Source organism: Bradyrhizobium macuxiense (assembly GCF_007993935.1).
Lineage (GTDB): Bacteria > Pseudomonadota > Alphaproteobacteria > Rhizobiales > Xanthobacteraceae > Bradyrhizobium > Bradyrhizobium macuxiense_A.
The window spans coordinates 58,986-72,381 of sequence record NZ_VITY01000002.1; the positions used below are offsets into that span (position 1 = coordinate 58,986).

The window sequence follows — 13,396 nt, forward strand, 5'->3', positions numbered from 1 at the left end:
GGATTCGGTGTAACGCCGATCGAGTGGCCTTGTCAGTGCCATCGGGGCGTGTGAGATATCTGCTGTACAGCAGCACGCAAGATCCCGATGGCAGATTCGAGCAAACGATCAAGCACGGTGCGCGCCCGCGCAGCAGGAAGCCGTCGGCCGGCGCGGCAATCGTCCGCCGGCGGCAAGCCGCGCTCTGCCGCGCAGGCCCTTCTCCCGCAAGGCGACGTCACCCTCACCGATCGCGCCTATGCCGAGCTGGAAGAGCTGATCGTGACGCTGCAACTGCCGCCCGGCACCGCGCTCTCCGAACTCGTGCTCGCCAAGCGGCTCGACATCGGCCGGACCCCGATCCGAGAGGCGCTGCAGCGGCTGTCGCGCGACGGCCTCGTCAACATCCTGGCTCGCCGCGGCGTGCTGGTGTCCGAGATCGACCTTCGCGCCCAGCTCCGCCTGCTCGAAGTGCGGCGCGAGCTGGAACGGCTGATGGCGCGCGGCGCCGCCGAGCGCGCCACCAGCGAGCAGCGTGCGCAGTTCTCCGAAATCGCCGCAGGCATGCGGCGCGCGGCGGAAAAATCCGACGATCTGCTGTTCATGCGGCTCGATCACCAGTTCAACACGCTGATCTCCACAGCGTCACGCAACGAGTTCGCCTCGCGCGCCATGGGCCTGATGCACGGTCTGTCGCGCCGATTCTGGTACCAGCATTACAAGGAAGCAGCCGATCTGCCGCTCGCGGCGCGGCTGCATGCCGACGTCGCCGAGGCCATCGCCGAACGCCGCACCGACGCCGCGGGCGCTGCCTCCGACAGCCTGATCGATTACATCGAGAGTTTCGCGCGTTCGACGCTGTAGGCCTTCATAGCTCGACGACCGTGCGGATCGACCTTCCGCGCCGCAACGCCTCGAAGCCGTCATTGATGCCGTCGAGCGTGCAGCGACCGGTGATCAGTTCGTCGAGCTTGAGCCTGCCATCGAGATAGGCCTGCGCCAGCCAGGGAAAGTCACGCCGCGGGCGCGCGCCGCCATAGCTCGAGCGACGAAATCGCTTCTCGCCCATCAACGCGCCCCAGCGGAAGCTCACGTCTTGCGTGACGTCGATCTTGCCGAGCCAGATCACCTCACCGCCCGGCCGCACCGCCTCCGCGGTCTGCCGGAACGCCAGCGGATGGCCGGCCGCTTCGAGGATGACGTCGGCCCCCCGGCCGCTGGTCACCTCCCTGGCGAACTGGACCGGGTCGCTGTGCGCTGCATTGACGGTGAGCGTCGCGCCGAGGTTCCGCGCCAGCGCAAGCTTTGCATCGTCGAGGTCGACCGCGATGATCGCTCCGGCCCCGGCGAGCCGGGCGCCCTGCACCGCGGCCAGCCCGACCGCGCCGCAGCCCGTGACCATCACGGTGTCGCCGTGGCCGATGGCGGCGACGTTCAGCGCCGCGCCGACGCCGGTCATGACACCGCAGCCGATCAGGCAGGCACGATCGAACGGAATCTCCTTGGGCACGACGATTGCCTGCTGCGCCGGCAGCACGACATATTCCGAGAACGCTCCAAGGAACATCAGATGCGCCAGACTCTTGCCGCCCGCGAGCTGCGCCTTCGACGCGCCGTCGAAATGCACGCCTTCCGCGCCTTTGGCGAGATAGGTCTCGCACAGGATCGGCTGCCCGCGGTCGCAGTGAAAGCAGTGCCCGCAATGCGGATTCCATGACAGGATCACGTGGTCGCCGGCGCTGACGTCCCGCACCGCGCTGCCGACCTCCTCGACCACGCCGGCCGCCTCGTGCCCGAGGATCATCGGCAAGGGATAACGTAGCGATCCGTCGATCACCTCCAGATCGGTATGGCAGAGCCCCGCGGCCCGCACCTTCACCACGACGTCGGTCGGCATCGGTGGTGCCAGCGAAACGCGCTCGACGGAGAGCGGCGTTCCGCTTTGATGCAGCACCGCCGCACGACAAATGAGGGTCATGTCAAAATTCTCTCGCGGAGCAATCAGCGTGGGTTAGGCCGTTGGTCCGGACCGCAGCGCCGCGACCGCCTCGTCGAGATCGGCCGACGAAAGCTCCCATTCATTGCCGAAATTGGCGACGATGCGCCGCATGAAGCTCTCGTGCAGCGCCTTCGCGGCGGCCGCGTCGTGCAGATGATCATAGAGCAGCGCGAAGGCCAGTTGTGCCGGCTCGGGCCCCTCGTAGCTCCATTCAAATCCGTGCTCGGTGAGACGAAGCTGGTCGTAATGTGGTGACAGCGGCTCGCCGTCGACCAGCACGGAAATGCCGTCGATGGTGCGGTCCCCGGCATAGCTCGCCATCGGAGTCTCCCTGTGCTGAAGCGTCATATCAGGATCTCTGTCAGGATCTTGGGGGACGCATCTTGAGGTCCTTCTTGACGACCTCGGGGAAGATCCACATCGCGACCGTGGCGAATACGCCGAGGAAGGCGACTGCGTAGCTCGGCCCCTGCTGTCCGAGATAGACCATGAAGAAGTATCCGCAGGCCGCCGTGGCAAGGCACGCCAGCGACAGCATGAGCTTGATGTGGCTTGGCATCGAGACCTCCCCTTCAGGTCCACATGTGGAATGATGGTGCGGCCACGCCGACCAGCAGCGCCAGCGCCGCGATCATGGCGCAACAGGACAACCGCAGTCCCGCGCGTCCGTCGCGCCACCATTCCGGCAGCGCCTGAAACAGCCCGGGCAGGAACAGGAACAGCACACCGCCCACCACAATGATGGTGGTCCAGCGCAGTTCGACCAACGCGAAGGCCAGCGTGCCGGCGAACAACATCACCCACAATGCGGTGGTCATCGTTACCGGCAGAACGGCGCGTCCGCGCAGCGGATACATCCCGGCCAGTTGGAGGAAGCCGATGCAGCACACGCTCCACAGCAGGCCGAACCAGGCCAGGCCGGCGAGATTGGGTTCAAGCTGCGGCATGCGGCACCGATTGCTCCTTCACCACGACCCGCGGCGTCCGCGCCGTCCGTCGCATATCGGTCTTCACATAGCGCGTGTTGTAGCCGTTGAAGATGTGGCCAAGCAGGCCGCGATTGAGATCGGAGGTGCCGAACACGTAGTCCATCACCGGGAAGGTCAGGTTCATGTTCCGCTCCATCATGATCGACTGGTTGTGATGGGCGGTATGATGCCGGCGGATGGTGTTGACGAACGGCATGTTGCGCACGAAGGCATTTTCCTCGACGTGACAGCAGAAATGCATGAATTCGTAGATCAGGTACATCGACGTGGTCGTGGTGATCAGCAGCCAGCCGGTATTGGCCGAGATCACCAGGCCTGCGACGATCGCCGGCGGGATCGACATCAGCGTGAACACCACGAGCGCATACGGCGGAAAGAAGGTGACGCGCCAATCGTGATGATCGGCAAAGCGCATCTCCTCCTCGGTGAAGAACTGATGGTGCATCAGCGTGTGGCGGCTGTAGATCGCGCGCAGCAGGGGCACGTTCGAGGGCCGGTGCATGACGAAGCGATGCACCGCCCATTCGAAGAAGTTCGCGATCAGGAAGACCACGGGAATGGTGAGGTATTCCCACCATTTCACATCGTGCACGTTGGCCAGGTAGACGTACAGCGCCGTGAAGCCGATCGTGTAGATCAGCACGACGTGGAGCCAGCCATTGTACCAGCCCACCACGCGCTCGCGGTAGGTCGCGCGATACTTGCGCTGGCGGTCGGTCATCCCTGTTGCAGCCAACTCCATCGCAGCTTCCTCCCATCGCCTCATCTGACATATCAGTAGCACATCAGACGCCAAAGGCAAGCCGCCTTGGTGGGCCGCACGCGACCGAAAAAGAGGGATGGCAGGCGGAACCCGCGCAAGACGGAGCAGGAAGGCTCGGGACGATTTCCGGCTGGTTTCGAACGATCGGGTTGATTGCGCCCCTTGCCGGCCAGCTCGCCGGCAGGCGCAGACCAGGACGATCTCATAAAAAAGCCGCCCCGGACGATGTCCGAGGCGGCCTCTGGTCTTCGACTGATCAGACGATCAGAGCAGGCCCGCGCCGCGTGCCCATTTGTACTTGGCGCCCAGCACCTCGACCGGCAATTCGGTCGAATAGGCGTAGGCCGGAATGCCGTTCTGATACAGGTACTCGGCAGCCTCCTCGACCTCGACGTCGCCGGCGAGCGAGGCGACGATCGGCTTGACGAAGCCCTTGGCCTCCATCTCCTTCTTCACCTCGACCATGTTGCGGGCGAACACCATCGGCGGCGTCACGATGGTGTGCCAGTAACCGAGGATCAGCGCGTGGATGCGCTCGTCCGACAGGCCGAGCTTCACGGTGTTGACGTAGGTGATCGGCGGCTCGCCGCCGGTGATATCCACAGGATTTCCTGCTGCGCCGAACGGCGGGATGAACTTGCGGAACGCCGCATCGAGGTCCGGCGGCATCTGCATCAGCGACAGGCCGTTGTCGACGACGGAGTCGGAGAGCAGCACGCCGGAGCCGCCGGCACCGGTGATGATCAGCACGTTCTCGCCCTTCGGCGTCGGCAGTACCGGCACGCCGCGGGCGAACTCGAGCAGCTGCCGGAGCGAGCGCGCGCGGATCACGCCGGACTGCTTGAACACGTCCTCGTAGATCTTGTCGTTGCCGGCAAGCGCGCCGGTATGCGACGACGCCGCCTTCGCACCCGCAGACGTGCGGCCGGCCTTGAGCACGACCACCGGCTTCTTCTTGGAGACGCGCTTGGCGGCCTCCGCGAAGGCACGGCCGTCCTTCAAGTCCTCGCAGTGCTGCGCGATCAAATTGGTGTTGGGATCCTGCTCGAAGAAGGCGAGCAGATCGTCCTCGTCGATGTCGGATTTGTTGCCGAGACCGACGATCGCCGACACGCCCATCTTGGCCGAGCGCGAGAAGCCGATGATCGCCATGCCGATGCCGCCCGACTGCGACGACAGCGCCGCGTGGCCCTTGACGTCATAGGCGGTGCAGAACGTGGCGCAGAGATTGGCCGGCGTGTAGTAGAAGCCGTAGATGTTCGGCCCCATCAGGCGGATATTGTACTTCTTGCCGACCTCGACGATCTCGGCCTGCAAATCCGGCGCACCGGCTTCGGCAAAGCCCGAGGGAATCAGCACTGCGCCGGGGATTTTCTTCTCGCCGCATTCGGCGAGCGCACCGGCAACGAATTTTGCGGGGATCGCGAACACCGCCGTGTCGATCACGCCGGGCACGTCCTTGACGCTCTTGTAGGCCTTGTAGCCCAAAATCTCTTCCGCCTTCGGATGGATCGGATAGATCTCGCCCTTGTAGCCGCCGTTGATGAGGTTCTTCATCACCGAGTTGCCGATCTTGCCGTCCTCGGCGGAGGCGCCGATCACGGCAACACCCTTCGGCTGCATGATGCGGCTCATCGCGGCGACGATCTCTTCGGTCGGACGCGGCGCCGGGCGCGGCTTGTAGTTGAAGTCGACGACGATGCGGACGTCGGCGGCGATCGCATTCTTGCTGGTGGCGAACACCGGGTTGAGGTCGAGCTCGACGATCTCCGGGAAGTCGCTGACCAGCTGCGACACCTTGACGATGACGTCGGCGAGCGCCTCGCGATTGACGGGGTCGCCGCCGCGCACGCCCTTCAGCATCTCATGGGCCTGGATGCCGTCGAGCATCGACAGCGCATCTTCCTTGGTCGCGGGCGCGAGGCGGAAGGTGATGTCCTTGAGGATTTCGACCAGCACGCCGCCGAGGCCGAAGGCGACCAGCTTGCCGAACGAGCCGTCGGTGATCGAGCCGACGATCACTTCGGTGCCACCGCCCAGCATCTGCTGGACCTGGATGCCCTCGATCTTGGCATCGGCCTTGTACTTCTTGGCGTTGGCGAGAATCGTCTCGTAGCTCTTCTCGGCGTCCGCGGCGCTCTTGACGCCGACCACGACGCCGCCGGCCTCGGTCTTATGCAGGATATCGGGCGAGACGATCTTCATCACGACCGGGAAGCCCATGTCGGAGGCGATCCGGGCGGCCTCGGCCGCCGACTTGGCAACGCCCTCCTTCGGCACCGGAATGCCGTAGGCGTCGCAAACCACCTTGCCCTCGGGCGCGGTGAGGCTCGTACGCTTGTCGGCCCTGACCGCATCGAGAATTTTGCGGACCGCATCCTTAGAATTTGACATTGGCTTCCTCCTGGGACAGATTTCGTGGCATTTGGTATGCCAAAAACGTAATTGTCAAGGTCGGCCGACGATCAAAAAGTCCGAAAAATAAGGGCAGCTTGACATTCTGGTATTTGGCATGCCAAAAATCTAGGGTAATTTCTTCTGCTAAGAAGACGTCTCCAAGAGGAGGAGACGAGTCGTGCCAGAACCGAAACAGACCAAGGCGTCGCCCACCATGGCTGACACAGATATCGCCATCGTCCGGATCGCGCCGGAGACGAGCTTCAAGAACAAGGCCTATGAGGCCTTGAAGGAAGCCATCCTGAAGATGGACATCTACGCGACGCCGGAGCCCGTGATGCTCGACGAGCGCGCATTGTCCGAGCGACTCGGCGTCAGCCGCACGCCGATCCGCGAAGCGATCGCGATGCTCGAGCAGGACGGCTTCGTGAAGACCGTGCCGCGCCGCGGCATCGTCGTGGTCCGCCGCACCAAGGCGGAGATCGTCGACATGATCCGCGCCTGGGCGGCGCTGGAGAGCATGGCCGCGCGCCTGATCACGACCACCGCGCGCAAGAAGGACATCTCGTCGCTGCGCGACTTCTTCAAGGACTTCAGCGACGACCGGCTGCCGCAGGATCACATCGAGGAATATTCCAAGGCCAACATCGCCTTCCACCAGGCGCTGATCTCGCTGTCGGAATCGCCCGTGCTGGTCGATCTCACCAACGACCTGCTGCTGCATGTGCGTGGCTATCGCCAGCTCACGATCGGCCGCAAGGACCGCACCGCGACCTCGCTGCCCGAGCATCTCGGGATCATCGAGGCGCTGGAGGCGCGCGACACCGAGCTCGCCGAGAAGCGCGCACGCGATCACACGCTCGGCCTTGCCGCCTATGTCGAGGCCCACGGCCAAGAGTTGTTCACGTAGAGAACTGTTCACGTAAGTTTGAGAATCCACACCCGCTTCAGACGACAATCAGATCGTCCGAACAAAGAACGATCAGGGAGACGATGCCGATGCTGAATACCGCTACGAAGTCCGAGGCACCGGGCACCGAGCAGGAACTGACCGATGGCTTCCACCTCGTCATCGATGCGCTCAAGCTCAACGGCATCGACACCGTTTATGGTGTGCCGGGTATCCCGATCACGGACCTGGGCCGCATGGCCCAGGCGGAGGGCATTCGCGTGCTCTCGTTCCGCCACGAGCAGAATGCCGGCTATGCGGCATCGATCGCCGGCTTCCTGACCAAGCGTCCCGGCGTCTGCCTGACGGTCTCGGCGCCCGGCTTCCTCAATGGCCTCACGGCCCTTGCCCACGCCACCACCAACTGCTTCCCGATGATCCTGATCTCCGGCTCGTCCGAGCGCGAGATCGTCGACCTGCAACAGGGCGACTATGAGGAGATGGACCAGCTCGCGATCGCCAAGCCGCTGTGCAAGGCGGCGTTCCGCGTGCTGCACGCCCAGGACATCGGCATCGGCCTCGCGCGCGCGATCCGCGCCGCGGTGTCTGGCCGTCCGGGCGGTGTTTATCTCGATCTGCCGGCAAAACTGTTCGGCCAGGTGATGGACGCGGCGGCCGGCGAGAAGTCGCTGGTCAAGGTGATCGACGCGGCACCCGAGCAGATCCCCTCCCCGTCCTCGGTGAAGCGCGCGCTGGATGTGCTGAAGAGCGCAAAGCGTCCGCTCATCATCCTCGGCAAGGGCGCGGCCTATGCGCAGGCCGACGAGGCGATCAAGAATTTCGTCGAGAAGAGCGGCGTGCCGTTCCTGCCGATGAGCATGGCGAAGGGCCTGTTGCCCGATCTGCATCCGCAATGCGCGGGCGCGGCACGCTCGACCGTGCTGAAGGAAGCTGACGTCGTGATGCTGATCGGCGCCCGCCTCAACTGGCTGCTCTCGCACGGCAAGGGCAAGACCTGGGGCGAAGCCCCGAAGAAGTTCATCCAGGTGGACATCGAGCCGAAGGAAATGGATTCCAACGTCGAGATCGTCGCCCCCGTGGTCGGCGATATCGGCTCCTGCGTCTCCGCCTTCCTCGACGCGATGGGCGCGAACTGGTCGGCCGCGCCGAGCGATTGGCTCGCGACCGTCGCGAAGAAGCGTGACGACAACGTCGCCAAGATGGCGCCGAAGCTGATGAGCAACGCTTCGCCGATGGATTATCACGGTGCGCTCGGCGCGCTGCGTGCGATCATCGCGGAACGTCCGGACACCATCTTCGTGAACGAGGGCGCCAACACGCTCGACCTCGCCCGCGGCGTCGTCGACATGCACAAGCCGCGCAAGCGGCTCGACGTCGGCACCTGGGGCGTGATGGGCATCGGCATGGGCTATTCGATCGCGGCTGCGGTCGAGACCGGCCTGCCCGTGCTCGCGGTCGAAGGCGACAGCGCGTTTGGTTTCTCGGGTATGGAGGTCGAGACCATCTGCCGCTACAAGCTGCCGATCTGCGTCGTGATCTTCAACAATGACGGCATCTATCGCGGCACCGACGTCAACAGCGCCGGCGACGATCCGGCGACCACGGTGTTCGTCAAGGGCTCGCGCTACGACAAGATGATGGAAGCCTTCGGCGGCGTCGGCGTCAACGCCACCTCGCCGGACGAGCTGAAGCGCGCGGTCAATGCGGCGCTGGATTCCGGCAAGCCGACCCTGATCAACGCGGTGATCGATCCGGCGGCGGGCTCGGAGAGCGGCCGCATCGGCAATCTCAATCCGCAGAGCGTTTTGAAGAAGAAGTAACCCCTCAAACCCACATCACTCCCTGCGGGTGCAGGGGCAGACAGAGTACGGAGCAATAGATATGACCAAGGCGCTCAAGGGCGTTCGCATTCTCGATTTCACCCACGTCCAGTCGGGTCCGACCTGCACGCAATTGCTGGCCTGGTTCGGCGCCGACGTGATCAAGGTCGAGCGTCCCGGCGTCGGCGACATCACGCGTGGCCAGCTGCAGGACATCCCGAACGTGGACAGCCTGTATTTCACCATGCTGAACCACAACAAGCGCTCGATCACGCTCGACACCAAGAACCCGAAGGGCAAGGAAGTGTTGACCGCGCTGATCAAGCAGTGCGACGTGCTGGTCGAGAATTTCGGCCCCGGCGTGCTGGATCGCATGGGCTTCCCCTGGGAGAAGATCCACGCCATCAACCCGAAGATGATCGTCGCCTCGATCAAGGGTTTCGGCCCCGGCCCGTATGAGGATTGCAAGGTCTACGAGAACGTCGCGCAGTGCACCGGCGGCGCCGCCTCGACCACCGGCTTCCGCGACGGCCTGCCGCTCGTCACCGGCGCGCAGATCGGCGACTCGGGCACCGGCCTCCACCTCGCGCTCGGCATCGTCACCGCGCTCTATCAGCGCACCCATTCCGGCCAGGGCCAGCGCGTCACCGCGGCGATGCAGGACGGCGTGCTCAACCTCGCCCGCGTCAAGCTGCGCGACCAGCAGCGCCTCGCCCACGGCCCGCTCAAGGAATACAGCCAGTTCGGCGAAGGCATCCCGTTCGGCGATGCCGTGCCGCGGGCCGGCAACGATTCCGGCGGCGGCCAGCCCGGCCGCATCCTGAAGTGCAAGGGCTGGGAGACCGACCCGAACGCCTACATCTACTTCATTACCCAGGCCCCGGTCTGGGAGAAGATCTGCGACGTAATCGGCGAGCCGACCTGGAAGACCGATCCGAACTACGCCAAGCCGCCGGCCCGCCTGCCGCGCCTCAACGAGATCTTCGCCCGCATCGAGCAGTGGACGATGACCAAGACCAAGTTCGAGGCGATGGAGATCCTCAACAAGGACGACATCCCCTGCGGCCCGATCCTGTCGATGAAGGAGATCGCGGAAGACCAGTCGCTGCGCGCGACCGGCACCGTGGTCGAGGTCGATCACCCGACCCGCGGCAAGTACGTCTCGGTCGGCAACCCGATCAAGCTGTCGGATTCACCGAGCGATGTGCAGCGCTCGCCGCTGCTCGGCGAGCACACCGACGAGATCCTCCGCGAGGTGCTCGGCTTCTCAGATCACCAGGTCGCCGAGATCCACGACTCCGGCGCGCTCGACCCGCCGCGCAAGCAGGCCGCCGAGTAAGCCGCACGCTCAAGCAACACGCCAAATGGCCGCGGGCAACCGCGGCCATTTTTGTTTGGCTTGGAATCACGGATCTAGTGTGTTGATCCGCTAAGGATCATCTTCGACCGATCAAGCCGGTTTTGCCTGCCGGTTCATGTCCGCTTCGCGCCTAGAATGACCATCGCGCCGTGTCGCCGCGAAACCGACGCGATGCGCGATCAGAAGCGGAATATTCGCCGCCGTTCGCGTCGGCCCGAATTTACTTCGTGATCGGCGCTGCGGATCGTACTGCGCTCTGATAATCACCAAGGAGTTTGGCGTCTTCGATTGATCCGTGATGGTGCATCTGGCGCCAGCGACCATTCATCAGTTGAAAAATTCGGCTGGTGCGGATGTTCAGATTTTTTACGACATCACCATCATGGTAGGTGCCGCGCTCCCGCCCCACGGCCCAAAAGACGTCGCCCGCGCGATGTATGGTATAGTCCCAAAATTCAACGTGAACGTCCGCCGAACTTTTGAAGACTCCCTGGTACATCAAGTGCGGCTGATCTGCTCCCCGCCGAATCCCTCCGAGAGGATTGTCAATTGCGACCTCATTGGAATCAGCAAAGTTCTCGTCGATCATCTTCAGATCGCGAGTGTTGAACCCGCGGTAAAATTGGGCCAGGGCCTGTTGAGGCTGGCTTAGGTCACCGAGATCTTCGTTACCTGTGATGGGATCCTGTATCGGTTTTTGGCCCTGGACCTCGGCGAGAGGCGTCGAAATCAAAGCACAATTGACGGCCAATCCGAATATCGCCGAGATGAGCAGGCTCCTTTGGTGCAGCGTAGTCGACATGGTCTGTCTCCTCATACTTCTATCGATATCTCCATTTCGATCGATCTCGTCCCAGCGCGTCGTCACCTTTTGCCCGAAGCAATGGAAAGAATTCCAGCGTTAGTGCGCGGCCATCTCAAACAGCCGGGTTTTATGGTCGAGCCCCTTCAATGTGCGGCTGCCATAATCCTGAAATTTAATGTTCGACCGAGCCACGAGATTCTTCAATGTGCTGGATACGAGGACCTGGTTTGGTGCCGCTGCTGCCACAACCGCAGCGCGATCACCTGCCCGATGCAAGAGCAGGCACGGCGTCCTTACGGAGCCAAGTATCGGGCCAAAATCGAGCTCGGCGTTCATCCTTATGAGCGATTTGAGGGCCGAGGGGCTGGCGCCGGCGCGCTCATGACGAGCCGTGGTCCGCAGAATTGAATATGAAGGAAATTGCTTCTTCACGGTAGTCCTCCTCAGGGAGCGACGACCTCTAAGCGCGTTTTGCCCCTGCTCCTCTTGCGACTCGCGCCCGCCTGAGTGCAAAAGGACCCCGAAAAAGAGCGGATCCGAAGGAAATTGGATTAAAAAATTGGTCGCCTGAGAGGCGACTCCGTCTTTGCCCCACCAAACCAAAATGCTATTTGGGCAAAAAAGCTACCTCAATCTCAGGACAAAGTCACTCATTCGGTGGTGGTGTGCCTGCGAGATTTTCGCCCACATCGAACAGTGGACGATGATGAAGACCAGTCGCTGCGCGCACGTCCGCCAAAGCCCATGTGTGGACCAATGCAGCGCAGCAAATAGCGCCCTGTTCGATTACCTCTTCGGCGCGGGCGGCGACCGGATCGGATCGTAAACGAACGAGCACGCTGTTTGCTTTTGGTGCTCAGCGTCCTTCAGATAGCAATTCTCAATTTCGATGCTGTCGCTCTCACAGAAGGCGCTCCGCCTTCCGCATTTGTTTCCGGCCATGTCCTTGTCCTCGGGGCACGCGCAGGGACCCTCTCTTTATGATATTGCTGCGCAGTCATGGGTTGCGCCGCGACAAGTGTCGGAACAGCGATCGTGGCCCCGAGGGTGAGAATAGTCAGCCTTCGCATGACGGGCACCTCCTTCCTTGGGGCGTTGGCTATCATCACACCATGATCCGCATCTCCGCGTCGTCCCGGGCTCGTGGAATCGAAGTGAAGGCTCGCGTGCCTCGCGCTCCTCAAAGAGAACGAAATCACCGGCATCGCCGCGCAGACGATAGAGATGCTTCCCAAATCGCCGCGAGAACAGCACCAACGCGCTGACCGGCCCAGCGTAAGATAGGGGAACAAGACGAAGGGTGCGACAGCATGAATGTTCGCTCGGGTGTTCTGGATGCGATCGGCAATACACCCCTGATCAAGCTGCGCGGGCCATCGGATGCCACCGGTTGCGACATCTACGGCAAGGCCGAATTCCTCAATCCGGGCGGCTCGATCAAGGATCGGGCGGCCCTCGCGATCATCAACGACGCCGAGCAACGCGGCCTGCTCAAGCCGGGCGGCACCATCGTCGAAGGCACGGCCGGCAATGTCGGCATCGGCATTGCGCTCGTGGCCAATGCCCGCGGCTATCGTTCCGTGATCGTGATGCCCGACACGCAAAGTCAGGAGAAGCAGGACCTGCTGCGGCTCTACGGCGCCGACCTGCGCCTGATACCCGCCGTGCCCTATTCCGACCCGAGCCACTATGCGCGCTATTCCGCGCGCCTTGCCGCGGAGGTGGGCGCATTTTGGGCAAACCAGTTCGACAACGTCGCCAACAGCGACGGCCACTATCGCACGACCGGCCGCGAGATCTGGCAGCAGACTGACGGCAAGATCGACGGCTTCACCTGTGCCGTCGGCAGTGGCGGCACCCTGGGCGGCGTTGCGCGCGCCCTCAAGGAGCGCAATCCGAACGTGAAGATTGCGCTCAGCGATCCGATGGGCGCCGCGCTTTACAACTGGTTCACCAAGGGCAAGCTGACGACGGAGGGCGACTCGGTCACGGAGGGCATCGGCCAGGTCCGCGTGACGAAGAACCTCGAAGGCGCGCCGATCGACATGGCCTACCAGATCACGGATGAGGAGGCGCTGCCCGTCCTGTTCGACCTGATCGAACATGAGGGGCTGGTGCTGGGCGGTTCGAGCGCGATCAACATCGTCGGAGCGATGCGGCTTGCACGCGACCTCGGCCCCGGCAAGACCATCGTCACCATCCTCGCCGACGGCGGCCAGCGCTACCAGTCTAAGCTTTTCAATCCGGATTTCCTGCGCAAGAAAAACCTGCCGCTGCCGCGCTGGTTGAGTTGAGCCGGCGGTCGCCCTCGCCCCGCCGAGGAGGCAGGCGGCGGCGTAAACCTCACTCAACTCGGCCAACAAACGACAACGGG

13 protein-coding genes are annotated in these 13,396 nt (G+C 63.3%); 5 read left to right on the forward strand and 8 right to left on the reverse strand.

Annotation, left to right across the window (positions count from 1 at the left end; genetic code table 11):
- Positions 1-87 precede the first annotated feature (87 nt).
- Complete coding sequence (locus FBZ93_RS04540) at positions 88-843, forward strand: GntR family transcriptional regulator (protein WP_146984794.1); 756 nt, start codon at positions 88-90, stop codon at positions 841-843.
- Positions 844-847: 4 nt separating this feature from the next.
- Here the strand turns inward: FBZ93_RS04540 and FBZ93_RS04545 are convergent, their stop codons facing one another.
- The 6 genes from FBZ93_RS04545 to FBZ93_RS04570 all read right to left on the reverse strand — a co-directional run bounded on the left by FBZ93_RS04545 (position 848) and on the right by FBZ93_RS04570 (position 6,124).
- Positions 848-1,957: a Zn-dependent alcohol dehydrogenase gene (locus FBZ93_RS04545; RefSeq protein WP_146984795.1), complete on the reverse strand. Its 1,110-nt coding sequence runs from the start codon at positions 1,955-1,957 to the stop codon at positions 848-850.
- Positions 1,958-1,990: 33 nt separating this feature from the next.
- A complete protein-coding gene (locus tag FBZ93_RS04550) occupies positions 1,991-2,299 on the reverse strand; it encodes a DUF6166 domain-containing protein (RefSeq protein WP_167528926.1) in 309 nt (102 codons plus the stop codon).
- A gap of 40 nt (positions 2,300-2,339) precedes the next feature.
- A complete protein-coding gene (locus tag FBZ93_RS04555; protein ID WP_146984797.1) occupies positions 2,340-2,537 on the reverse strand; it encodes a hypothetical protein in 198 nt (65 codons plus the stop codon).
- Positions 2,538-2,550: 13 nt separating this feature from the next.
- On the reverse strand, positions 2,551-2,925 hold the full coding sequence (locus FBZ93_RS04560; RefSeq protein ID WP_146984798.1) for a hypothetical protein: 375 nt from the start codon (positions 2,923-2,925) through the stop codon (positions 2,551-2,553).
- Entirely contained in the window at positions 2,912-3,709 is a 798-nt protein-coding gene (locus tag FBZ93_RS04565) for a sterol desaturase family protein (RefSeq protein ID WP_146984799.1), read from the reverse strand. Before FBZ93_RS04565 ends, FBZ93_RS04560 begins: the two co-directional genes overlap by 14 nt.
- 285 nt (positions 3,710-3,994) lie before the next feature.
- Complete coding sequence (locus FBZ93_RS04570; RefSeq protein ID WP_146984800.1) at positions 3,995-6,124, reverse strand: acetate--CoA ligase family protein; 2,130 nt, start codon at positions 6,122-6,124, stop codon at positions 3,995-3,997.
- A gap of 217 nt (positions 6,125-6,341) precedes the next feature.
- Here FBZ93_RS04570 and FBZ93_RS04575 point away from each other — a divergent pair, with 217 nt between their 5' ends.
- The 3 genes from FBZ93_RS04575 to frc all read left to right on the forward strand — a co-directional run bounded on the left by FBZ93_RS04575 (position 6,342) and on the right by frc (position 10,196).
- On the forward strand, positions 6,342-7,037 hold the full coding sequence (locus FBZ93_RS04575) for a GntR family transcriptional regulator (RefSeq protein WP_050423979.1): 696 nt from the start codon (positions 6,342-6,344) through the stop codon (positions 7,035-7,037).
- A gap of 89 nt (positions 7,038-7,126) precedes the next feature.
- A complete protein-coding gene (gene oxc / locus FBZ93_RS04580) occupies positions 7,127-8,857 on the forward strand; it encodes an oxalyl-CoA decarboxylase (protein WP_146984801.1) in 1,731 nt (576 codons plus the stop codon).
- A 61-nt stretch (positions 8,858-8,918) separates the two neighbouring features.
- Positions 8,919-10,196, forward strand: a complete 1,278-nt coding sequence (gene frc, locus FBZ93_RS04585) for a formyl-CoA transferase (protein WP_050423978.1) — start codon at positions 8,919-8,921, stop codon at positions 10,194-10,196.
- A 241-nt stretch (positions 10,197-10,437) separates the two neighbouring features.
- Here the strand turns inward: frc and FBZ93_RS04590 are convergent, their stop codons facing one another.
- On the reverse strand, positions 10,438-11,019 hold the full coding sequence (locus FBZ93_RS04590) for a YybH family protein (RefSeq protein WP_146984802.1): 582 nt from the start codon (positions 11,017-11,019) through the stop codon (positions 10,438-10,440).
- Between the two features lie 99 nt (positions 11,020-11,118).
- Positions 11,119-11,454 carry a hypothetical protein gene (locus FBZ93_RS04595; RefSeq protein WP_146984803.1) on the reverse strand — a complete coding sequence of 112 codons (336 nt, stop codon included), beginning with the start codon at positions 11,452-11,454 and terminating at the stop codon, positions 11,119-11,121.
- Between the two features lie 878 nt (positions 11,455-12,332).
- Here FBZ93_RS04595 and FBZ93_RS04600 point away from each other — a divergent pair.
- The gene (locus FBZ93_RS04600) at positions 12,333-13,316 is read left to right on the forward strand and encodes a cysteine synthase A (RefSeq protein ID WP_146984804.1); all 984 of its coding nucleotides are present in this window, start codon (positions 12,333-12,335) and stop codon (positions 13,314-13,316) included.
- Positions 13,317-13,396 lie beyond the last annotated feature (80 nt).